The organism is Peribacillus psychrosaccharolyticus ATCC 23296 (assembly GCF_000305495.1).
In the GTDB taxonomy this organism is placed as follows: domain Bacteria; phylum Bacillota; class Bacilli; order Bacillales; family DSM-1321; genus Peribacillus; species Peribacillus psychrosaccharolyticus.
In genome coordinates this window covers 1-22,072 of record NZ_AJTN02000249.1, presented here as the reverse complement: position 1 = coordinate 22,072, position 22,072 = coordinate 1, and the positions used below count along the sequence as shown (strand labels likewise).

At 39.3% G+C, this 22,072-nt stretch carries 22 protein-coding genes, 1 other RNA gene, 1 pseudogene and 1 riboswitch; of the genes and pseudogenes, 19 read left to right on the top strand and 5 right to left on the bottom strand.

The window, feature by feature from the left end:
* Positions 1-33: 33 nt before the first annotated feature.
* Positions 34-639 (bottom strand): Holliday junction resolvase RecU, encoded by a 606-nt coding sequence (gene recU / locus WYK_RS20220; RefSeq protein WP_040376255.1) that lies wholly within the window; start codon positions 637-639, stop codon positions 34-36.
* A gap of 130 nt (positions 640-769) precedes the next feature.
* Between recU and WYK_RS20215 the strand changes: the two genes are divergently transcribed.
* From WYK_RS20215 to WYK_RS23540, 4 genes are all read left to right on the top strand, one after another.
* Complete coding sequence (locus tag WYK_RS20215; RefSeq protein ID WP_051387790.1) at positions 770-1,741, top strand: DUF2515 family protein; 972 nt, start codon at positions 770-772, stop codon at positions 1,739-1,741.
* Between the two features lie 329 nt (positions 1,742-2,070).
* Complete coding sequence (locus tag WYK_RS20210; protein ID WP_040376254.1) at positions 2,071-2,352, top strand: hypothetical protein; 282 nt, start codon at positions 2,071-2,073, stop codon at positions 2,350-2,352.
* Between the two features lie 41 nt (positions 2,353-2,393).
* Positions 2,394-2,771 (top strand): YppE family protein, encoded by a 378-nt coding sequence (locus WYK_RS20205; RefSeq protein WP_040376253.1) that lies wholly within the window; start codon positions 2,394-2,396, stop codon positions 2,769-2,771.
* A gap of 78 nt (positions 2,772-2,849) precedes the next feature.
* The gene (locus WYK_RS23540) at positions 2,850-3,386 is read left to right on the top strand and encodes a YppG family protein (RefSeq protein ID WP_051387788.1); all 537 of its coding nucleotides are present in this window, start codon (positions 2,850-2,852) and stop codon (positions 3,384-3,386) included.
* 79 nt (positions 3,387-3,465) lie between these two features.
* Here WYK_RS23540 and WYK_RS20195 read toward each other — a convergent pair whose 3' ends face one another.
* Positions 3,466-3,927 (bottom strand): Hsp20/alpha crystallin family protein, encoded by a 462-nt coding sequence (locus tag WYK_RS20195; RefSeq protein ID WP_040376252.1) that lies wholly within the window; start codon positions 3,925-3,927, stop codon positions 3,466-3,468.
* Positions 3,928-4,066: 139 nt separating this feature from the next.
* Here WYK_RS20195 and WYK_RS20190 point away from each other — a divergent pair, with 139 nt between their 5' ends.
* The 12 genes and pseudogenes from WYK_RS20190 to WYK_RS20140 all read left to right on the top strand — a co-directional run bounded on the left by WYK_RS20190 (position 4,067) and on the right by WYK_RS20140 (position 16,934).
* Positions 4,067-4,816: an alpha/beta fold hydrolase gene (locus tag WYK_RS20190; RefSeq protein ID WP_051387786.1), complete on the top strand. Its 750-nt coding sequence runs from the start codon at positions 4,067-4,069 to the stop codon at positions 4,814-4,816.
* Between the two features lie 239 nt (positions 4,817-5,055).
* The gene (locus tag WYK_RS20185; protein ID WP_040376288.1) at positions 5,056-7,302 is read left to right on the top strand and encodes a DEAD/DEAH box helicase; all 2,247 of its coding nucleotides are present in this window, start codon (positions 5,056-5,058) and stop codon (positions 7,300-7,302) included.
* Positions 7,303-7,353: 51 nt separating this feature from the next.
* Positions 7,354-8,631: a ribonuclease H-like domain-containing protein gene (locus tag WYK_RS20180; RefSeq protein WP_235782574.1), complete on the top strand. Its 1,278-nt coding sequence runs from the start codon at positions 7,354-7,356 to the stop codon at positions 8,629-8,631.
* Positions 8,632-8,817: 186 nt separating this feature from the next.
* The gene (locus WYK_RS26220) at positions 8,818-9,300 is read left to right on the top strand and encodes a CotD family spore coat protein (RefSeq protein WP_326238925.1); all 483 of its coding nucleotides are present in this window, start codon (positions 8,818-8,820) and stop codon (positions 9,298-9,300) included.
* Positions 9,301-9,326: 26 nt separating this feature from the next.
* Positions 9,327-9,910: pseudogene (locus tag WYK_RS20170) on the top strand (SLOG family protein).
* A gap of 90 nt (positions 9,911-10,000) precedes the next feature.
* Positions 10,001-10,309: a cell division regulator GpsB gene (gene gpsB / locus WYK_RS20165; protein WP_040376249.1), complete on the top strand. Its 309-nt coding sequence runs from the start codon at positions 10,001-10,003 to the stop codon at positions 10,307-10,309.
* 81 nt (positions 10,310-10,390) lie between these two features.
* Positions 10,391-10,780: RNase P RNA component class B (gene rnpB / locus WYK_RS24245), an RNA gene on the top strand.
* Positions 10,781-11,046: 266 nt separating this feature from the next.
* Complete coding sequence (locus WYK_RS20160; RefSeq protein WP_040376248.1) at positions 11,047-12,186, top strand: THUMP domain-containing class I SAM-dependent RNA methyltransferase; 1,140 nt, start codon at positions 11,047-11,049, stop codon at positions 12,184-12,186.
* 201 nt (positions 12,187-12,387) lie between these two features.
* Positions 12,388-12,588 (top strand): cold-shock protein, encoded by a 201-nt coding sequence (locus tag WYK_RS20155; RefSeq protein ID WP_040376247.1) that lies wholly within the window; start codon positions 12,388-12,390, stop codon positions 12,586-12,588.
* A 453-nt stretch (positions 12,589-13,041) separates the two neighbouring features.
* Positions 13,042-13,221 (top strand): hypothetical protein, encoded by a 180-nt coding sequence (locus WYK_RS20150; RefSeq protein ID WP_040376246.1) that lies wholly within the window; start codon positions 13,042-13,044, stop codon positions 13,219-13,221.
* A gap of 193 nt (positions 13,222-13,414) precedes the next feature.
* Entirely contained in the window at positions 13,415-15,328 is a 1,914-nt protein-coding gene (locus WYK_RS20145) for an ATP-dependent DNA helicase (protein WP_040376245.1), read from the top strand.
* Between the two features lie 97 nt (positions 15,329-15,425).
* Positions 15,426-16,934 carry a carboxypeptidase M32 gene (locus WYK_RS20140; protein ID WP_040376244.1) on the top strand — a complete coding sequence of 503 codons (1,509 nt, stop codon included), beginning with the start codon at positions 15,426-15,428 and terminating at the stop codon, positions 16,932-16,934.
* 103 nt (positions 16,935-17,037) lie between these two features.
* Here WYK_RS20140 and WYK_RS20135 read toward each other — a convergent pair whose 3' ends face one another.
* Genes WYK_RS20135 through WYK_RS20125 form a run of 3 tightly spaced genes read right to left on the bottom strand, consistent with a single transcriptional unit; the run spans position 17,038 to position 19,340 of the window.
* Positions 17,038-18,693: a b(o/a)3-type cytochrome-c oxidase subunit 1 gene (locus tag WYK_RS20135; protein ID WP_040376243.1), complete on the bottom strand. Its 1,656-nt coding sequence runs from the start codon at positions 18,691-18,693 to the stop codon at positions 17,038-17,040.
* Entirely contained in the window at positions 18,690-19,169 is a 480-nt protein-coding gene (locus WYK_RS20130) for a cytochrome c oxidase subunit II (protein ID WP_040376242.1), read from the bottom strand. Before WYK_RS20130 ends, WYK_RS20135 begins: the two co-directional genes overlap by 4 nt.
* Before the next feature lie 21 nt (positions 19,170-19,190).
* Complete coding sequence (locus tag WYK_RS20125; protein WP_040376241.1) at positions 19,191-19,340, bottom strand: hypothetical protein; 150 nt, start codon at positions 19,338-19,340, stop codon at positions 19,191-19,193.
* Between the two features lie 346 nt (positions 19,341-19,686).
* Positions 19,687-19,788: riboswitch (purine riboswitch) on the top strand.
* Positions 19,789-19,928: 140 nt separating this feature from the next.
* Here WYK_RS20125 and WYK_RS20120 point away from each other — a divergent pair.
* The 3 genes from WYK_RS20120 to WYK_RS26080 all read left to right on the top strand — a co-directional run bounded on the left by WYK_RS20120 (position 19,929) and on the right by WYK_RS26080 (position 22,035).
* Positions 19,929-20,525 (top strand): xanthine phosphoribosyltransferase, encoded by a 597-nt coding sequence (locus WYK_RS20120; protein ID WP_040376240.1) that lies wholly within the window; start codon positions 19,929-19,931, stop codon positions 20,523-20,525.
* Positions 20,518-21,822: a nucleobase:cation symporter-2 family protein gene (locus tag WYK_RS20115; RefSeq protein ID WP_040376239.1), complete on the top strand. Its 1,305-nt coding sequence runs from the start codon at positions 20,518-20,520 to the stop codon at positions 21,820-21,822. Before WYK_RS20120 ends, WYK_RS20115 begins: the two co-directional genes overlap by 8 nt.
* Positions 21,823-21,903: 81 nt before the next feature.
* On the top strand, positions 21,904-22,035 hold the full coding sequence (locus WYK_RS26080; RefSeq protein WP_268870070.1) for a hypothetical protein: 132 nt from the start codon (positions 21,904-21,906) through the stop codon (positions 22,033-22,035).
* Positions 22,036-22,072 lie beyond the last annotated feature (37 nt).

Below are 22,072 nucleotides of genomic sequence, written 5' to 3'. Positions count from 1 at the left end.
CTTACCTGCCTTTCTTAATAAACAACTCAGACTCTATTTCGAAAGAATAGAATCTATTACTTTAATATAGTCAATTCTCGGTTGAAAGCCAAGCGGTATCCTTTTTGATTCAGCTTCTACTTCTTCCTTCGTAATTGACTTTCTTCCACCATCTTGCATCCTTTTCCAAAAAAAATGAATTTCAGGATAATTCATTAGGTATATTTCATCCGTGACAGCGAAGCGAATAATAACAAAGGCGATACCGCCTTGTTTGGTCACGTTCATCATATGTACGATTTGATGTTCATGAAAATTCTTTAATGGGAATGATGTTGTATTTTGGGTTTCTTTTGCTTCAAAATCAAGATGGTGTCCTTTGTAAACGCCGTTATAATCCGTAGTGGATGCTTGTTTAAAGTATGCTTCTTTAATGACTGCAGCGCTTCGTTTTGGATAATGAACATCCACTATTTGAATGGGCGTAGGTTTTTTGTGAACAACGGCGATCCCTTGTGCGAGATAGAAAGAATTTGTCTCATTCAAGTCATCCTCGAGCGTTTTCCCGCGGTTACTGAAGCCTGCTTTAATCTGCGGGCGTACAGATTGGTCTGATTTCCGCGGAATAAATTTACGACCGTTGGGATAGTGGAAAGCCATTTTTGTCCCTCCTTTTTTTTCATCTATCTATGATAGCAAAAAAAGAATGGTTATAGTGAATAAAATGTCTATTTTCACAAAACGCTAACAGATAATGCAAATTGGAACGTTTAGAAAAGAGGGAGCAAGAATGATGAGTTGTACGATTCCAAAGGAGTTGCCAAGGGAAGAACAATTACTCCTTAGGATTATCCAGAAACAAACTGACAATCAAAATAAGGATAATATTACCAGAACAAAAGCATATGAAGCTTTTTTTGCCATGCACCCGACGATTCACTGGTCCTATTTAGCTGGTATGGTATCGAGAAATGCTGGGTGGAATATGTGTGATCTAGCAAGTCGAAACTATGGAATTTTGTTGACGTCATCCTATAAAAAGCTCCTTTTCTTGACCTATGAACAGGCAAACTGGTTGATTTTTCGAGATGCCTACCCGCAATTACTTCTCTTTCATTATTCGACGAAATGGAGGCGTCCTTTGTTTCATTTATGTAAGTATTTTTATATATCTTCCTTTATAGAGGCAGAATGGAAATATTTCTGGCAGGTTCATGACGAGAAAAGACTGGTTTACTCAATGATTGTCAATGAACAGCATATCATTGATCTTCCTGTAATCAGAAAAGGACCCTATACCACAGTCTTTCATTCGTTTCGTTTCCTCTTTCAAGACATGCTCCATTTCAGCACGGTATTATTTCCAAACAGGTACGGGGAATGGTATGGGTCTTCCGTTGCAAATTTTAGAAGTTTGGATGATCGAATCGAGTTAGGAAAAAAACTATATACTATTTTATTTTCTGACTTACTTCATTCGGAGTTCCTTGCTTTTTCAAATAAAACAGAACATACAGGGTCAAGACATGATTATCAGCGGTTTTCAAATATCGTATTTAGTCAAACTCCTTATTTACGAACCATTTATCCTGTCGTTACCCACTATATTGATGAGTCGATCCAATGGAATCGATCTGTATTAGTTAAGAGTAAATGGTATGATCAACCGGAATTTCAAGAAACCATTAACCTGACCAAATGGTACCAGAAGAAACAAAAACAGCTTCAGGTATTTGCAGCGATTAAAGCTGCACTTCCCTGAAGCAAATGACTAGTCTAAACTATTTAAAACGCCTTATGTTGATGGACGATCAGGACCAGAAGTTTTTGGATTACCGGTTCCTGCTTTTTTATTTTCTTGGTTTTTTTGCTTTTTAAGGTTTTGGTCTTTACTATTATTGTTTTTCAAAAGGTGTCACCTCCTGCTAGTAGTTTCTACAATTCTGCTCTTAATCATTCTTAACTTGTCGAAAGAAAGAAAAATGAAGCATTTTCACTTTCTTTGACGATATCCTTCTAGTTTTGTCAACGCGAAAGGGCAATTCAAAAAAAGGCAGAACTCTATATATAACGAAAAGGGAGGGGAAAGCAATGGGAAGCTGCAAGATTGCCAGTAAGGAGATTTTAGATCTTCTTAATGAAATAAATGCCGGCCTTGATCAGCTTGAAAAAGGAGTGGCTGCATCTGTTCACAAACAAAGTACAAGTTTATGGAGCACGCAGGAACATCTTGTTCAAACTGTTGAAGCTGATTTTGTGAAGACAGAAGGAAAATGGAATGCTGGAGTGGACTTTGCTGAAAAAGAATCGATGAATCATTTAATGAATCAAGCAGATTTAAAGAGAAGTATGCCTTCATATGAAATTTCCTAAAAGTGTTTTATACTAAAGGAAAAAGAATATTCGGAGGCATTATGATAAATAAAAACTACGCAAAAGAGCTGACGCAAAAACTCATTCAGTTTAATGAGCAAGCAGATGTTATATATGAAGAAGTTCGGGCAGCAGGGAAGGAAAAGGATTTTTACAGCGAAGTCAAGCCGTTCGCTGATGAAGTGCACACGGCCTGCAGCGAGTGGAAAGATAGTATGAAGGAATGGATGGGGATGGAATCCTTTACGCATCTATTTCCTCTTCAAATCGAACAAACAGCAAATAATCTGTCTGACGTAGCGGTGCAGGCTTTTTTTCCAAAGACAAGCTATAAGCGGTTTAAAAGTCATATCCAATCAGTTCGTTACATTCTTCATAATGTTCGTGATGAAATTGATCGTAAGCTTGCGAACGTGTAGGTAAAAGAAAGGCTCTCACACATCTAAAGACATAGTCATATAGTATATCAGCTAATGTCATGTGAGGAGAGAGCACATATGAATAATAGGACATCCTACTGTAACGTGAATCCTAGATATACGGGTTATTATATGGAACAACCGCCTTGGAATGGTTATCTGCCGCCCCAGTATGTTCAAATGAATGAGCCATATATGCCAGTGGAACCTGCTCAACAGGCTGGGTATAATTATAATGGAAATTACCCTCCCTATCCTTCCTATCAGCCCTTTCCACCTCAAGCGGGAGGGAGCTTTCCAGCTCCAGGTATGCCAATGCAGCCAACGAACAGACCACCTGTGAAAAAATCATTTAATCCCTTTGCAAATCCGCTGCAACCGATGAAACCACTGCAGCAGCAACAAGGGAATACGGCCAATCCTTACCCACAACAGCAGTTTATGCAAAAGAGTCAGCCTTCTGGAATTTCATCTGTAATGAACCAATTTAAAACACAGGATGGTTCACTGGATGTTAATAAAATGATGAGCACAGCTGGCCAGATGATGAATACGGTTAATCAGGTTTCTTCCATGGTGAAAGGAATGGGAAGCATCTTTACATTTGTGAAATAAAAAAACTGACGCCATATCCGCTTTTAGCATGCTTGATACAAGCAGCAGACGGATTTGACGCCAGTTTTTTTGAATAAAGTTATTCATTAATAGAAATGGATTTACCTTTCAATTTCGGAACAGTTAACTGAAGAATGCCATCACGATGTCGAGCATTTATTTTTTTATCATCAAACGGCTTGGATAAGGATATCGTACGGGAAAGCCAATCTGTCGGTCTGCGAAAACCATTGATTCCTAAACGACTATTTTCTTTATCTTGAACTTTCACCTTTATCATAATCGCCTGTGGAAGAACTTCAATACCAATATGCTGTCTTTTTACACCTGGAAGTGAGGCTGATATTTGGTATGCATATTCCGTTTCAATGATTTCTACAGGAAAGCTGCGGCCGGAATTCGATGAAGTGAAGAAGTCATCCATAGATTGCAGCATACCCTTTATAGGCTTATCTGCAAATAGTCGATCCATTTTTGAAACAAATTCATTGAGGACTTCATGTCGATAAGGTTCCTTTTTTTCATTATTAGACGACGGCATCACTATGTCGCTCCTTTCAAAGTCTTCTAAATAGGCTATGACCGCTTTCAATGATATGTGCTCTTTGCATAGGTTGGTTTGAAAAAAATCAGATAGGGAATTATTAGGATAAATAAGGAGAATAGAAAGAGGGATAAGGATGACAAGTAAACTTTCGTACATAGACAGCGGACAAGGCACACCTTTAGTATTTTTACATGGATTTTGCGGCAGTAAAGATTACTGGCAGGATTTACTCCCATTACTTGAATCAAAAAGAAGAGTGATTGCGCTTGATCTTCCCGGTCATGGAGATACAGAACCAAATGGGAAAGATTATCAAATTGAAGATTTAGCTGAAGATGTTCACCAATTAATAGAAGAACTCGGTCTCACTGATTTTTATTTATTTGGACATTCACTTGGGGGATATATTACGCTCACCTATGCAGATACCTATCCAGATAAATTAGCTGGATTTTCACTTATCCACTCCACCGCCTTTCCAGATGATGAAAAGGGCAAAGAGGGAAGAGTACAGGCTGTCCAAAGTATTAAAGAAAATGGGATAAAGAGTTTCGTAGAAGGTTTAGTGCCCAAACTTTTTGCGGATAAAGACAATGCAGACGTCGAAAGAGCCATACAAATTGGTCTTAACACCAGTGCTTCAGGAGCAGTCGGGGCACTTGGCGCAATGCGCAGTCGAAAAGACCGTAATGACGTGTTAAAGCATGCTAAGGTCCCTGTTTTACTAGTAGCTGGTGAAAAAGATGAAGTCATCTCTAGTGAAAAAACATTTTCTGTACATGGGCCGATGATTAATGAAGTAACCCTAAAGGAAAGTGGTCATATGGGGATGTTCGAAGAAACAGAAAAGCTGGCAGAAGCCATTTTGGCTTTTACTGAATAGGCATCAATACCAAACAGGACACGAAGATGTCCTGTTTTTTGTATGGTAAAATGGAGTTTCCCTAAAAAGGAAAATAGGTTTTCCTTTTTAACAGAACGCATATTCGATAGAATAGAAGAATCAAGGGAAACATTGAAACGGAAAAAAATCATCCTAAACTGACTGCCCGTCTATTTGAATGGAAAGTTAGGTAAATTTATAATATCCATCAGCGAAATATAAAGAGGTGAAGAGATTTGATAGGTAAAAAATCACTTTCGGAGTTAATTCAAGAGTTACGGAAGAATGAGAATATCATTAATTGGCATGAAATCGAACCCAAAGAGCCTAAAACCAAGCCTATGCCTTCTAGTGTAGATGAACGAATTAAGGCGGCTCTGCAAAAACGAGGAATTGGTGAACTGTACAGCCACCAATATACTGCCTATGAAACCTTACAAAAGGGTGAGAACATTGTTGCTGTAACGCCCACAGCTTCAGGTAAAACCCTTTGTTATAATTTACCGGTATTACAATCAGTAGCTGAAGATAACAGTAATCGCGCGCTCTATATCTTTCCAACTAAAGCACTCGCTCAAGATCAGAAAAGCGAGTTAAATGAAATTATTGATGAAATGGGAATCGATATAAAAAGTTATACGTACGACGGTGATACCTCGCCTTCAATCCGTCAGGTAGTGAGAAAAGCGGGACATATTGTGATAACCAACCCAGATATGCTGCATTCGGCTATACTCCCGCATCACACCAAATGGGTAAGTCTATTTGAAAATCTAAAATACGTTGTAATAGATGAGCTTCATACGTATCGCGGAGTCTTTGGAAGTCACGTGGCCAATGTGATCCGCAGGCTGAGGCGAATTTGTAAATTTTACGGAAGTAACCCTCAATTCATTTGTACGTCGGCAACGATAGCGAATCCTAAAGAATTAGCGGAGCAGTTAACCGGCGCACCTATGCGCTTGATTGATGACAACGGAGCACCTAGTGGAAGAAAGCACTTTGTTTTTTATAATCCGCCGATTGTGAATCAACCATTAAACATCAGGAAAAGTGCAACGGTCGAAGTGAATCATTTAGCTAAAGAATTTTTAAAAAATAAAATTCAGACCATTGTTTTTGCCAGGAGCAGGGTAAGAGTCGAGATTATCTTGAGTCACTTACAAGAACTGGTTAAGAACCAAATTAGTTCAAAAGCAATCAGAGGGTACCGCGGCGGGTATCTCCCGAAGCAGCGGAGAGAGATAGAACGCGGGTTACGGCAAGGTGAGATTATAGGTGTCGTTAGTACGAATGCACTCGAATTAGGAGTAGATATTGGACAGCTGCAGGTATGCGTAATGACAGGCTATCCGGGAAGTGTCGCGAGTACATGGCAGCAAGCTGGCCGTGCAGGCCGCCGGCATGGGGAAGCGCTTATTCTTATGGTGGCAGCATCAACCCCTATTGACCAATATATTGTCCAAAACCCTGAATACTTTTTTGATCGTTCTCCTGAATCAGCTAGAATTAACCCGGAGAATCTAATTATTTTGGTCGACCATTTAAAGTGTGCCACGTATGAACTACCGTTAAAGGAAAATGAAGAATTTGGACCCCTTGATGTTAAAGACATCCTTGAATACCTTGTTGAAGAAAGAGTCATCCATCAAAACGGTGATACATTTTACTGGGCTAACCAATCTTTTCCTGCAGGGAATATTAGTTTACGATCTGCTTCACAGGAGAACGTAGTGATTATTGATCAATCAGAAACCGCAAATGTTAAGATTATAGGTGAAATGGATCGTTTCAGTGCCATGACCCTTTTACATGACGAAGCCATATACCTGCATGAAGGGGTTCAGTATCAGGTTGAAAAGCTCGACTGGGATCATAAAAAAGCGTTCGTTAGGCAAGTAGACGTAGAATACTATACAGATGCGAACCTCGCTGTACAGCTTAAGGTGTTAGAAATCGATAAAACGAAAAAGAGAGAGAAATCATCTATACATTACGGTGATGTCTCGATTAATATATTACCGAGCATTTTTAAAAAGATTAAGTTGTCTACGTTTGAAAATATAGGATCTGGCCCGATTTACTTACCGGAAGAGGAATTGCATACGAGTGCGGCTTGGTTAGAATTACAAGAAGTCGATGAAACTCTAGGGGAAAAAATCCTGGAGCAGCTGCTGTTTGGTATTTCTAATGTACTGCAGCATGTGGTACCCGTTCATGTTATGTGTGATCGTAACGACATTCATGTTGTTGCACAGATTAAAGCAGCACATACTCAAAAACCTACTATTTTTCTTTATGATCATTATCCAGGTGGAATTGGACTGGCAGAAGATGTGTATAATCGATTTGACCAAGTAAAAGAAGCAGCAAAGAACCTTATCCGAAAATGTCCATGTAAGGATGGTTGTCCTTCGTGTATTGGTACGGAAATCGAAGGGATAAGCGCTAAACAAAGAAGTATTGAGGTGCTTGATCAGTTTTAATGATCTGGTCAACACAAGCCTTGAATATATAGAGGTGAGATAGATTTGTCGATGAAGAATAAGCTGAGCCGAATGAAGGGTCATCTTAATATTGAGGAAAAACCATCGGTACAAAAAGTAAATCAATTGCCGCAAGCAACAGACATTCCTTTTATAGAAAAGTGGAATGAGCATCATACGACAGCCTATTATCTCGATGAACAGTATTGTTTAATACGAGAGGTGCGTTATCCGATTGATACTATACATGGAAACTATTCCTTTACAGATTTTCAGACAATCGTATCCTTGTGGAATGAAAGCAATCTCGAGCACCCGCTGTCAGCCAAAGGGTTAAACAGCGAAGATCTGTTTTTTTTCGATACAGAAACAACAGGTCTAGGAGCTGGTGCAGGTACGTCTATTTTCTTACTGGGTTACGCCTTTTTCAGCGGTGAAGAAGTGATTGTCAGGCAGCATATTCTTCCACAGCCGGGCAGCGAAGTTCCATTTTATCATAGTTTTTTAGAGAAAATTAATTATGAAACGCTCGTCACATATAACGGGAAGGCATTTGATTGGCCTCAAGTTAAAACGCAGCACACGTTAATTAAGAATCATGTACCGCTTTTACCCGAATTCGGACATTTTGATTTGTATCATGCTTCGAGAAGGCTATGGAAGAACAAGTTAGAAAGAGTAAAATTAGCAAATGTGGAATCCGAAATTCTTGGGTTCTCCCGTCAAGATGATATTCCTGGGTACTTAGCTCCCATAATTTACTTTGATTTTGTTGAACGACAAGACCCGGAGATTCTCTTTGGTGTCCTCAAACATAATGAGCTGGATGTTTTATCATTAATTACCCTGTATATTCATTTATCCCGACAAATTCTTCAAGCTGATGGATATGGAGAAGAATCGCTTGAAGTTGCCCGCTGGTTAGGATATCTTGGGGAAAAGAAGCAGTCAATAGCGGCATATGAACAGGTTATCCAAGAAGGAACAGAAGAAGACCGTTTAGCGGCCATGCACGCAATTGCTTTTCAAAAAAAGCGTGAAAAAGATTTCGATGGTGCTTGCCAAATTTGGCAGGAGGTCAGCGAAAAGGGGAGTAGTAAGCACCGCAGAGAAGCGGCACTAGAATGTGCGAAGCTTTTCGAACATCAGTATAAGAATTATTCAAAAGCCTGTGAGTATGTAGAAAAAGCATTCGCCGAGCTGCCCATCTCCATGGATATTTCATCCTCTTCCGTTATGGACCTTCATAAAAGGCTCATTCGATTGAAGAAAAAGCAAGTTAAGGAACATCTTGAAAAAGACAAACAATCGGCAGATAACCGAGACTAGGACTTGATAAACTGTTTAAGCCCATTCTATTTTTAGGATGGTTTGACCTTTATTTATTTCAACAATCTAAACAAGAATCTGCGATTAATTTTAAAGATAGGTTTATTGACTAGTACATGAATGCCCTTCTTGTCATATTCTGTAAATGTAAAATAAAAAATATGTTGGAAGGGGATATTCGCTATTATGGAAAAAATTAATGTGTATCAACAGCAAACTCAATCTTTAAGCCAAGGTTATAAAGCGCCGACTCAAGGAGCAGGCTTTGCAGCACCATCTCAAGTAATGGGTGCGCAAACAGGAGGTTATGGTATGCCTTCACAAGGAATGGGAATGGGGTATGGACAACAGCCGAGTTATGGGATGGGCTATGGAGCTCAACCTGGTTACGGCATGGGACCAGTTAATCAAGGTCCTACAAACGTAGCACCTGCACAAGTTTCACCAACTCAAAATACAGTAAATACTAATGTGAGTAAAACAGTTGTACCGTATGTTCACCCAACTCATAATACAACTGTAAATAAGCATATTATTCAAAATCAACATTATTTCCCGCATTCTGAATCTGTTGTTAACGAATGCTACACTCAAGATTTAATTTGCAGCAGCCCGCCGCCTATGCCTATGCATAAGCATTGCTGCCCGCCAAGACCACATCATTTTTAACTTATAATTAGCATACAAGGGCTGCTATGCCCTTGTTCCTATACATAGGAGTGAATCAAATGAAAGTGATGTATATAACTGGATATAAACCCTTTGAATATGGTATTTTTAAGAATGACCATGAAGGTGTCACATATATAAAAAAAGCGATTAAGCAGCGACTGACTCCTTTTGTTGAAGAAGGACTGGAATGGGTCATTATCACCGGCCAGCTGGGAACAGAGCTATGGGCTGCTGAAACAGCTTATGAGCTTCGTGAAGAATTCGGCGGCAGACCACAGGTTGGTGTGATTACGCCCTACCTAAATCAGGAGGAATCCTGGAAAGAAGATAACAAAGAATATTACGAATCCGTTATTGGACGAGCTGATTTTGTTGGTTCCATTTACCAAAAGCCTTATGAAGGTCCGCATCAGTTAAAAATGAAAAATGAATACCTTGTAAAAAAAGTGATGCAATGCTTCTGCTTTATGATGAAGAGAGAGAAGGAAGCCCGAAATTCGCCTTAAATGAGGCGAAGAAACAGGGCGAATACAGGGATTATCCAGTCTTCCGAGTTTCCTTCGACGATCTTCAACAAGCAGGGGAAGAGCAGAACTGGGCTGAATGATTTATGATATTTAATGAAGAATGTTGACAAATGTATGCTTATTTGAAAAAATAATAAAAAGTCGATGGCGAAAGTATTGAGGTGAATCTTATGCAAGCTGATAAGATAAAATTGACTGCGAAAGACATATTAGAAAAAGATTTCAAAACAGGTATGAGGGGTTACAAGCCCGAAGATGTTGATGAATTTTTAGATCTCGTTATTAAGGATTATGAAGCATTTTATCAAGAAATTGAAGATTTACGTCAAGAGAATACCAAATTAAAAAAACTGGCAGAGGAATCAACACGCCGCAGCCAGGCAGCTCCTTCAGCAACACCGGGTACAACCAACTTTGATATTTTAAAAAGGCTGTCTAATCTGGAAAAGCATGTGTTTGGAAGTAAGCTGTACGAATAAGAACGTCTTTATTTAAAAGTGAATAACATTTACCATTGATGTTTTTCACGAACTGAATTATACTAGTTAATGTTATGAAAAACGTTTGGGTAATTGCTGCAATATTTTATATTGTAGAGGAAAGTCCATGCTCGCACTGGCTGAGATGCCAGTAGTGTTCGTGCCTGGTGAAAAAATAAGCTTGGGCAGCAGTTTAACTGCTGACGGCAGGGAAAACACCTAAGTCTTCGGATATGGTGTGAATACCTATAAAAGTGCCACAGTGACGTAGCCTTTTCAGAAATGAAAAGGGTGGAACGAGGTAAACCCCACGAGCGAGAAACCCAAATTAAGGTAGGGGCGCTTTCTTCCTTGGAATTCAACGAGGAGAAGGACAGAGACTTAGCTCTCTGTAGATAGATGATTACCACCGAAGTACGAGGTGATTATTCACCGTTCGCAGTACTGAGGAACAAAACATGGCTTACAGAACGTTTTCATATCAAAACAACTCAAACACAGCTCTCCTTTAGCGAGGAGAGTTTTTGTTTGTATATAAGTTGTTTTTTAAGTAGGAAATAGATACCCAGTCGAATTAAAGGGTATAATAGATGTCATACATAACTTGTTGGTTTTTGGTATATTACAGCACAGTTCTAAGATAAGTGTCAGGATAGAAAGATATTAAAACCTGCTCCAGCAGAAAATGTGCTTACTGCAAATTTGGGAGTATGGTTTGAAGGAAAGCTGGTGTAACGATGAAACAATTTGATATTATAGCAACTTCAGCTATGGGTCTTGAATCAATAGTAGCAAAAGAAGTACGAGCACTAGGATACGAATGTGAAGTAGAAAACGGGAAAATTATGTACAAGGGTGATATGACGGCGATTGCCCGTTCAAATTTATGGCTTCGTACAGCAGACCGGATAAAGATTAAGGTTGGAGAATTTAAAGTGAAGACCTTTGATCATTTATTTGAAAATACAAAGGCATTAAACTGGGAAGATTTTTTGCCGGTAGATGCAGAATTTCCTGTAAGCGGGAAGTCGGTTAAATCGACTTTGTTTAGCGTTCCTGACTGTCAGGCAATCGTTAAAAAAGCGATTGTTGATCGGTTACAGACACATTATAAAAGGGTTTCTTGGCTGGAAGAAACGGGACCGTTATTTAAAATTGAAGTATCGATTTTAAAGGATATCGCGACCATTACGCTTGATACAAGCGGTACAGGCCTGCATCGTCGAGGTTACAGAACTGGTCAAGGTGAAGCTCCGCTTAAAGAAACGCTGGCCGCAGCATTGGTTATGTTGACCAGCTGGCATCCAGATAAGCCTTTCGTTGATCCATTCTGTGGATCTGGTACAATTCCAATCGAAGCTGCGTTGATTGGTCAAAACATAGCTCCAGGCTTTAATCGTGACTTCTTGAGTGAAACATGGGGATGGTTTGATAAGAAGGTTTGGGAACAAGCTCGACTAGAAGCCGAGGATCTTGCAGACTATGATCAGTACTTGGATATCTCAGGATACGACATTGATCATAAACTTGTGGAAATCGCCCAAAATAACAGTTTTGAGGCGGGCCTTGGAGATTTAATTCAATTCAAACAGATGCAGGTAAGTGACTTCACAACTAAAAAAGATTTTGGGATTATTGTTGGGAACCCTCCATATGGTGAACGAATTGGTGAGGAATTAGAGGTAGAACAAATTTACAAAGATATGGGCCGTGTTTTCCGTGATCTAGATACTTGGTCTATTTATATTATTACATCTCATCCAGACTTTGAATTACTGTTTGGAAAACAAGCTACTAAGAAACGGAAACTTTTCAATGGTTTTATCCGTACAGATTATTATCAGTACTGGGGAAATCGGAAGAAATTCCAAGACTGAAAAAAGTGAATAAATGTAAAAAACCTCCCAATTTTTTCGTGCGAATGTATTGCAAAAAGTGCCCATTTCTGCTATTCTATAGGAGAATTATTTTTGTTCGGATGTAAGGAAAAACAAGTTTTCTAAACTTTTTACCTCATCATCACAATGAGCAAGGATAGTAATAGAATGTGTGGTTAGCACACTAGGAGGAAATAACAAATGGAACAAGGTAAAGTAAAATGGTTTAACGCAGAAAAAGGCTTTGGTTTTATCGAACGCGAAAACGGAGACGATGTATTCGTACATTTCTCAGCTATTCAAGGCGAAGGTTTCAAAACACTTGAAGAAGGTCAAGATGTGACTTTTGAAGTGGAACAAGGACAACGTGGACCACAAGCTTCTAACGTTCAAAAAGCTTAATTATATGCAAAGAAAAAAGCAGGCTCTTCTAAAGAAGAGCCTGCTTTTTGCCTTTATCATAGACAAAAGAGGTTTGGAAAGAATGATCAAAGGCGGGAAAATGATACATTTGCTGTTCTTAAAAATGGGTAATCGAAAGATTGCTTCGACCCTGTGAAGATACCCCCTCAGGTATTAATTGATTAAAAATAGTGCCGAGACGGGATTAAGCCTCTTTTAGACGGGAATAATGCCTGCCCAGACGGGAATAACAGCTGAGAAGGTAAGGAAATAGAGAATATACCCCCGCTATAATTAAGTGTCAGGGTGTGTTCTTAACGTCAAACAAAGCGACACGTTTAAACCCTGCGCGGATTCATTATTATATTCTGAGTTGTCCTAAACGAGGTATAGGAAGAGGCGTTTCAGCATAAACTAGATTCATATCAATAGTTGTGTAAAGGAGACGTGTCTATGAATTCGAAGGTCGATGAATTTTACCGAATTACGAAAGCTTTATCCTCTTCTTACGAATGTATAAGGGGTGATGTCCATAATGAGAAGGGGATTAACGGGTTGAAGGAGGCGGAAAAAAATTTTTATCATGCACTCGCTTACCATCTTCAAGGAACTTCTTCTTATCGGCAGGAATAGACGAAAAGAGTTAGTGTAATGAAAAGGCATCTTTAGCCCCTTTCATTATGCTTTTTTATTTGCAGGAAAAATGGAATGATGAATCATTCGCTTTCGGCAACTCTCCCTTGACTCTGCATATAAAATAGGGGATAATGTAATTTTGCATTGAAACGGGTATATTTTATTTGACGATAGATAAGGGGAGAATACGATGCTACAAACGCTGCCTTTTCCAGTTACCAAGGAAGATTCTTTTTACGATAAGCTTTCAGAATGGATAGGGGATGTTTTTTATGACATTCTTCCAGAAAAAGGCTTTGAGCTCCGCGATGAACAAATTTTTATGGCCTTTCAGCTTGAAAAAGCATTTAAAGATAAAGAGGTAATGTTTGCTGAAGCAGGTGTAGGCACCGGGAAAACCTTGGTTTATTTGCTCTACGCACTGTGCTACGCTCGATATACGAATAAGCCCGCTATTATCTCCTGTGCGGATGAAACATTGATTGAACAGCTTGTTAAAGAAGAAGGCGACATTCAAAAGATCAAAGAAATGCTGGGAATCGACATTGATGTAAGACTTGCGAAATATCATGATCAGTATCTTTGTTTAAAAAAATTAGAGACCGCAGTTACAAATGAAGATTCTGAAGGAATTGACCGTGTGTATGATGAATTACCAAAATTCGTTTATGGCAATGGCTCAATGGCCTCTTATAGCCCTTATGGGGAACGAAAAGAATATGCATACTTAAATGACGAGGATTGGTCGAAAGTCGGCTGGGATCAGCTGCAGAACTGTTTTACCTGTGATAAACGGCATCGCTGTGGTCAAACGTTGTCACGTGACCATTATCGGAAGTCAACGGACCTGATTATCTGTTCACATGATTTCTTTATGGAACATGTGTGGACAAAAGAAAAACGCAAACGTGAAGGACAGCTTCCATTATTGCCGGAGCATAGCTGTGTCGTGTTTGATGAAGGACATCTACTAGAAATTTCAGCTCAAAAAGCATTAACATATAAAGTGAGTGAAGCCGCGCTTGCTAATGTTCTTGAATTATTAATGGCTAATCAAGTTCGTGAGGAAACACTTTACATTATTGAAGACTTAATCGATATAAACGAGGAATTCTTTACTTTGCTTGATGTCCTTTCGATACCTGTCGAAGGATCAAATCGTTACGAAATTCCTGAATCAGATGACATCATCTCTTTAGCAGGCAAACTCCACAAGAAGGTGGAAGAGCTTGAAGAGAGTCTTGTGTTTGAAGCTGAGCTTTATACAATTAATGATTATGATTTAAAGGTTACTGAGGAATACCTAGAACAGCTTGGCTATTCATTATCATTATTCTTGAAGAACCGTCAGGCGGTCACCTGGTTTGAAGAAAATCAAGATACTAAAACGCTGGTTATCATGCCACGGCTTGTTCAGGATATTCTTGGAGAAGAAGTGTTTTCAAAGAAAATGCCTTATATTTTTTCTTCCGCAACACTCTCTGATAATAAGTCATTTGACTATCTGGCTGAAAGCTTGGGTATCAAGGACTACAGCAGTTTTTCTGTATCATCTCCGTTTGAGTATGATGAGGTTATGGATCTTTCTATACCAGTATTTGAATCAGGAAACCAAATAGATAAATTAGATTACAGCATGAATAGTATTCGTGATAATGGCGGCAGAACACTCGTGCTTTTCCAATCGAAGGAAGAACTGCTTTGGTTTAAAAAGCATGCGAAGGATACTGAGTTTCCATTCTATTATGAAGGCGACGAAGAAATTAGTGAACTGGTGAAAAAATTCCAAACAAACGAAGAATCGGTGCTTCTTTCTTATCACCTTTGGGAGGGGCTTGATATACCAGGTGATTCATTGAAAAATGTAATCATCTTCTCACTGCCGTTCCCGCCGCATGATCCAGTTTTCCAAGCAAAACGTCAAGCAGCTGATCAGCCATTTGAACAGGTTGATCTTCCGTATATGCTGCTTAGATTAAGACAAGGAATCGGCCGGTTAATCCGTACAAGTGATGATTCAGGTTCGATTCATATACTGACAGATAAACAGTTAACTGAGGATACACTATCTAAAATAATTGCTGTTTTACCTACTGCACCCTAAAACCGAGGATTTCCTCGGTTTTTTTCTTTTCATCTTCCTGTCTCAATTCTGAAAAAATATGGTAAAATCCAAGAGTAAACAATAGGGGGGTAAATAAATGGCTGAACAAATAAACGTAGAAACAGCATATCGAGAGTATGTGAAAAAAATTGCCGCGTATAACGAAGCATTAGCGGTCATTTTTTGGGATTTACGGACAGGTGCTCCTGCTAAAGGAACAGCACAACGGTCTGAAGTAATCGGTATGTTAGCAGCAGAGGTATTTCAGCTGTCAACGAGCGAAGAAATGGGCAGGTTCATAACCTTGCTCACCTCAACCGACGGATTGTCTGCGACGACCAAAATCATGATTGAAAAGAGTAGGGAAGAATACGATCGTAACAAGAAAATCCCGGCACATGAATACAAGGAATTTGTAATCTTACAATCTAAATCTGAAAGTGCTTGGATGGAAGCTCGAGAAAAGAACGATTTTTCGATTTATGAACCATACTTAGAACAAATGGTTTCATATACGCGGAAATTTGTTGACTATTGGGGATATACGGATCATCCTTATAACACCCTATTGGATAAATATGAACCAGACATGACAGTCGAGATTTTGGATAGAGTGTTTGGAGAGCTTCGTGAACGGATTGTCCCATTAGTACAAAGAATTGCTCAAAGTAATCATAAGCCTGAGACATCATTCCTATATACTCATTTCTCAAAAGAGGACCAGGAAGCGTTCAGTCTGAATATTCTTCAGCAGCTTGGCTATGATTTCGAGGCAGGGCGTTTGGATGAGACAGTTCATCCGTTTGCAACAGGAATTAATCGAGGAGATGTCCGAATCACAACACGTTATGATGAAAATGATTTTCGCGGAGCTGTTTTTGGCAGCATTCACGAATGCGGACATGCCATTTATGAGCAAAACATATCAAAAGAATTAACCGGGACATTGCTTGATACAGGAACATCGATGGGAATTCATGAATCACAGTCACTATTTTTTGAAAACTTTATCGGTCGGAATATTCATTTCTGGGAGAAACAATATCCAGTACTAAAAGAATATGCATCTGAACAATTTGCAGATGTATCATTAGAGGACTTCTACCGGGGAATTAATGAATCTAAACCGTCGTTTATCCGGGTGGATGCTGATGAACTGACCTATCCATTACATATCATGGTTCGCTATGAATTAGAGAAAGAGTTGTTTAGTGGAACCTTAGAAGTTAAGGACCTCCCGGATGCTTGGAATAAGAAATATCAAGAATACCTAGGCATTACACCGAGAAATGATGCAGAAGGAATCCTACAGGATATCCACTGGGCAGATGGCAGCTTCGGTTATTTTCCATCCTATGCATTAGGTTATATGTATGCAGCACAGATCAAGCATACGATGACAGAAGAGCTGCCAAACTTTGATGCATATTTACAAAAAGGTGATATTACACCGATTAGAACTTGGCTCAATACACATATTCATCAATACGGCAGCACAAAAAAACCACTTGAAATTCTTCAAGCTACAACTGGTGAGGGGTTAAATGCAGCTTACCTGATCAGCTACCTTGAAGAGAAATACAGTCAAATTTATCAGCTTGATTAAAAATGAGCAGCGGGCAAAGTGCCTGCTGCTTTTTGTATTCAAGGATAGCAGAACGCAAAAAAAGTGCTTAAACGGAAAGTTTAAGCACTTTTTTCAATGTTAATTACCAAAATTTATACCCTTTTGAGCCTGGTGGTGCATTTTGTATCATATCAATAAATGGAATGGTGTAAGCGAATAGGATAAGAACGATGGTCAAACCGATCCAAATCTTCCAATTCTCAAATACCATTGGTGTCTTTTCTGCCTCTTCAGCCATTTCGCCAATTGGGAATTCTTGCTCACCTTTTGGTGCAAAGAATGAAAGATTAATAAAGATGATGAGAACAAGAATAATTCCGATAAATAGAATAGATCCGCCAATTGCTTGACCTATTTGATAGGGAATCCAGTCAATCGCTGTTTGGGAATCCCCGTACGTAGAATAGGAAGAGCGTCGTGGAGCTCCAAGCAGTCCAGCAAGGTGCATGGAACCTGACATAAAGGTCATACCGATGGCCCAAACACAGGCTTGGATAATAGCCAATTTGTTCATTTTTTTCGTTAACACACGACCTGTTAAATGTGGAATTAACCAGTAAGCAATTCCGAAAAAGGTTAAAACAACGGATGTTGCAAGTGTTAAATGGAAGTGACCCGTTACCCAAATGGTATTATGAATCACTTGATTTAATTGGTTAGATGCATTAACTAAACCTCCTGCACCTGCTGGGATGAAAGCAACCATCCCGATGAACGGAACGACAAATCGAGCATCTCCCCACGGCAGTTTCTTAAACCAGCCGAATAATCCTTTTGCTCCTTTAGAACGACCATAGTTTTCAAACATTCCAAACATAGAGAATGCCGTCATAAGAGATGGAATGACCACTAAAAAGGTTAAGATAACCTGTAGGAATTTCCACGCTGGATCAATCCCAGGTTCGGTAAGCTGATGATGGAAACCGACTGGAATAGAGAAAAGCAAGAATAGGATAAAGGACATTCGTGCTAATGAATCAGAGAAAATTTTCCCGCCGATAATTTTTGGAATAACCACATACCAGCACATATAAGCTGGCAACAACCAAAAATAAACGAGTGGGTGACCGAAATACCAAAATAACGTTCTGCTGACCAATACATTTATTGAATCAACCATTCCTAGTGATAACGGAAGCATTTGGAATAAGACAGTAGCAGCGACACCAATCGTCGCAACCAGCCATAACAAGGTATTAACCACAACCATGAAACTTAACAGTGGGCTGACCTTACCAGGGTTTTGTTTACGCCATCCTATATAAGATGAAAGCATTGCTCCGCTGGATAGCCAGCTTCCGACAATAACAAGTGTCAATCCAATATAGAAAATTGGATGCGCCATTAGAGGTGCATAAAAGGTAAATAAAACAGAGGCTTCATTTAATAACACCATTGTAGCAGCCATTGCGGTACCGAGTGTCATAGTCCAAAAACCAATCCAACCGATCAACCTAGCTTTATTCGATAAAGTGCCAGCGGTCCTGCTGATGGCAGCAAATTGAAAACCAATAATGAAAAATGTTGTTAATATAAGGCCAAGTAAAACACCGTGTACGGTTAACACTTGATAGTAAGTAATACCAAAAGGAAGTTCGAATGTCCCAGAACGAACTAAGACCTGCAGCAAACCTGCAAAACCTCCTAGTGCCAATGCGATAAAAGCGACATGGAAATGTGCCATGGAAAGTTTAGCATCACGTGGATCAACTTTGGTAGTTACAGAGAGTTTGTTCATTTTTCAACGACCTCGATTCTGGAGCTCATCATATGATGGCCGGCTCCGCAATATTCGTTACAAATAATCAGGAATTCGCCCGCTTTATCAAACTTTGCGACATATTCACTGACATATCCGGGCTCAAGCATCATATTAATGTTTGTTCCAGTTACTTCAAATCCATGTATTACGTCTTTGGTAGTCGCCATAACCTTGACCGTGGAGCCTAACGGAACTTCAACTTTTACAGGATTATAGGAAAAGGCGGAAGCGACATAAACGAGCTCATAATCCCAGTCCTTTCCTTCCACTTTATTCAATCCTGGTTTATTAAATGGTGCAGTTGTGTCTACTTGTTCAGGATCGATCGTTACTAAACAGCTTGGCGGCTGGTTGCCTAGATAGAATGCGCTTACTCCTAAAACGGTTAAAAATAGAAGGAGTGCCCCAACTCCGAAAATAAGCCAAATTTTTTCAAACCTATGCATATGCATGATTTTTCCCCCTTTTTGTTCCTAAAGACGTCCTACATATAAGAAATAAACACTAGCCCAGGTAATGACGATAATGGCTCCTAAAATCATAACGGCAGCAAATGTTCCTTTTAATGTGGAATCCTCTTTAATTGATATCTTTTTTTTGTTTTTTACTTGAGGAGACGGCATGGATTTCACTCCCTTCTGAACTAGTTAAATGGTATGAGTACTTTCTCATCATACAAAAGAACTGGATAGAAACTAGCATTTTTTAACAAAGTCACAAAGTGTTCAATGATCCTGTTAACACTGTGGAAATAGGGTAAAGCTTTAGGCAAGGACTTATTTACCAATTTAAATGTGACGATAAATGAACTTTCTGTGAATGGTTTGTGAAGAGGACGTTTTGACTAACGATTTTTATTAAAAAAGGGATGAAGTCAGAATACCATTTAGAAATTATGAGGAAGTTATCTAAAAATAACGTTTTTGGTCTATTCAAAGGAGATAAATCTTGTTATAATTCAACTATATTATTTTTCGTCATAGTTTTACTCATATAATAGCAGGGATATGGCCTGCAAGTTTCTACCGGATTACCGTAAATAATCTGACTATGGGTAAGCAGTACTATTCCGTCTACTAGTAAGGACAGCTGTGTTATTTGCTGTTTCTTCACGATAGCCCGGGAGATATTGCTTTACTCTTTAGTCAGAGTAAGCAAGATCTTCCGGGCTTTTTTATGTATTTAATGAGTTTATATAGGAGGAATAAAAAATGCAGCTTTTAAAAGACAAAATCAAAGCAGAAGGTTTAGCGCTCAGCGATCAAATATTAAAGGTGGACTCGTTTTTAAATCATCAAATGGACCCTGTCTTAATGAAGGAAATTGGAAAGGAGTTTGCAGAACGATTTAATGAGGAAGGGATTACGAAGGTTTTAACAATTGAATCCTCTGGTATTGGACCGGGCCTAATGGCTGCCTTAGAATTAAACGTTCCAATGATTTTTGCTAGAAAAAAGAAATCTCTGACACTATCAGAAGGACTACTGACGGCAACGGTATATTCTTATACTAAAAAAGAAACAAATACGATAACCGTTTCAACGAACTATATTGAATCAGGTGACCGGGTGTTGATTATCGATGATTTTCTGGCGAATGGACAAGCGGCGCTCGGATTAATGGAGATTTGTGAGAAAGCTGGAGCTTCCGTACAAGGAATAGGGATTGTGATTGAGAAAGCTTTCCAAGACGGCGGCGCACAACTTCGAAAGCAGGGAGTTCGTGTCGAATCTTTAGCAAGAATTCAAGCATTACAACAAGGATCCATTACCTTTGTTGAAGAAAGCTTGGTAACAGCTTATGAATAAATCACCGTTAAAAATAGCTGCTCTTGGATTTCAGCATGTCATAGCCATGTATGCGGGTGCCATTATAATTCCTTTAATTGTCGGAAGTGCCTTAAAGCTATCTTCTGAACAATTAACCTACTTGATCTCTATTGACATCTTTATGTGTGGAATTGCGACAATTCTGCAGGTTTGGAAAAACAAAGTGTCAGGTATAGGTCTTCCCATTGTGCTCGGCTGTACATTTACGGCCGTCTTACCGATGATTGCTATTGGTAAGCAATCCGGGATTACCTCTATTTACGGGGCCATTCTTGTTTCGGGGTTAATTGTCGTTATTATTAGTAAATGGTTTGGTCGGTTAGCTCGATTTTTCCCGCCAGTTGTGACGGGATCAGTCGTTACGATTATTGGAATTACCCTCATCCCAGTAGCCATGAATAATATGGCTGGTGGAGAGGGAGCGGCTGATTTTGCATCGGTTGAAAACCTCACACTTGCGTTTGGTACTTTACTTTTCATTCTATTTCTATATAAATTTTTCAATGGGTTTATTCGGTCTGCTGCGATCTTAATAGGGATTCTTTGTGGAACTGCAGCAGGGGTATTAATGGGGAAAGTTAACTTTGCGGCTGTCAGTGATGCCTCATGGATGCATATCCCTCATCTCTTCTACTTCGGGATGCCGACGTTTAATGTTTCGGCAATCCTTACCATGACATTGGTTGCCATCGTAAGTCTTGTTGAGTCAACAGGTGTTTATTATGCACTCGGTGACATCTGTGAAAAAGAAGTAACCGAAGAGGATTTATCAAAGGGATACCGTGCAGAAGGGATAGCGACAATACTCGGTGGATTATTTAACTCGTTTCCTTATACAGCCTTCTCCCAAAATGTCGGGGTGCTTCAGTTATCAGGTGTTAAAAGTAAAAATGTTATTTATACGGCTGGCGGGATGCTTATACTGATTGGCCTAGTGCCGAAAATTGGTGCATTCACAACCGTCATACCGTCAGCTGTTCTAGGCGGTGCCATGGTTGCCATGTTTGGGATGGTGCTTGCATATGGGATAAAGATGCTCAGTACCGTAGATTTTTCTTCGCAAGAGAACCTATTAATTATTGCCTGTTCAGTAGGAATGGGCATGGGGGTTACGGTGGTCCCTTCGTTGTTTGCCCAATTGCCAGAAAGTATGCAAATTCTCACGAGCAATGGCATTGTAGCTGGAAGTATGACAGCAATCGTTTTAAATATCTTATTTAACATTATTCCAAGCACAAAACAAACTCAACTAGCGACGGTCCAAAAAGCATCATAGAAAAAAGAGTTGCACATTGCTGCAACTCTTTTTTTTTTCTGAATATCATATATACAGAACCTACGAAAAGAGTTGAGCTATATGAAAAAGAAGTATTGCCTGCACTGCCATGTACTGCTAAAAAGTGAGGAAGTATTCTGTGTATGCGGCAGAAATGCCTTCCAAGATATTGTTATTAATACACATAATCAACGCCCTTTAACGGGCAGGTAAGAGGTGTAAGTTATTTAAGCACTTCAAAACATTTTTC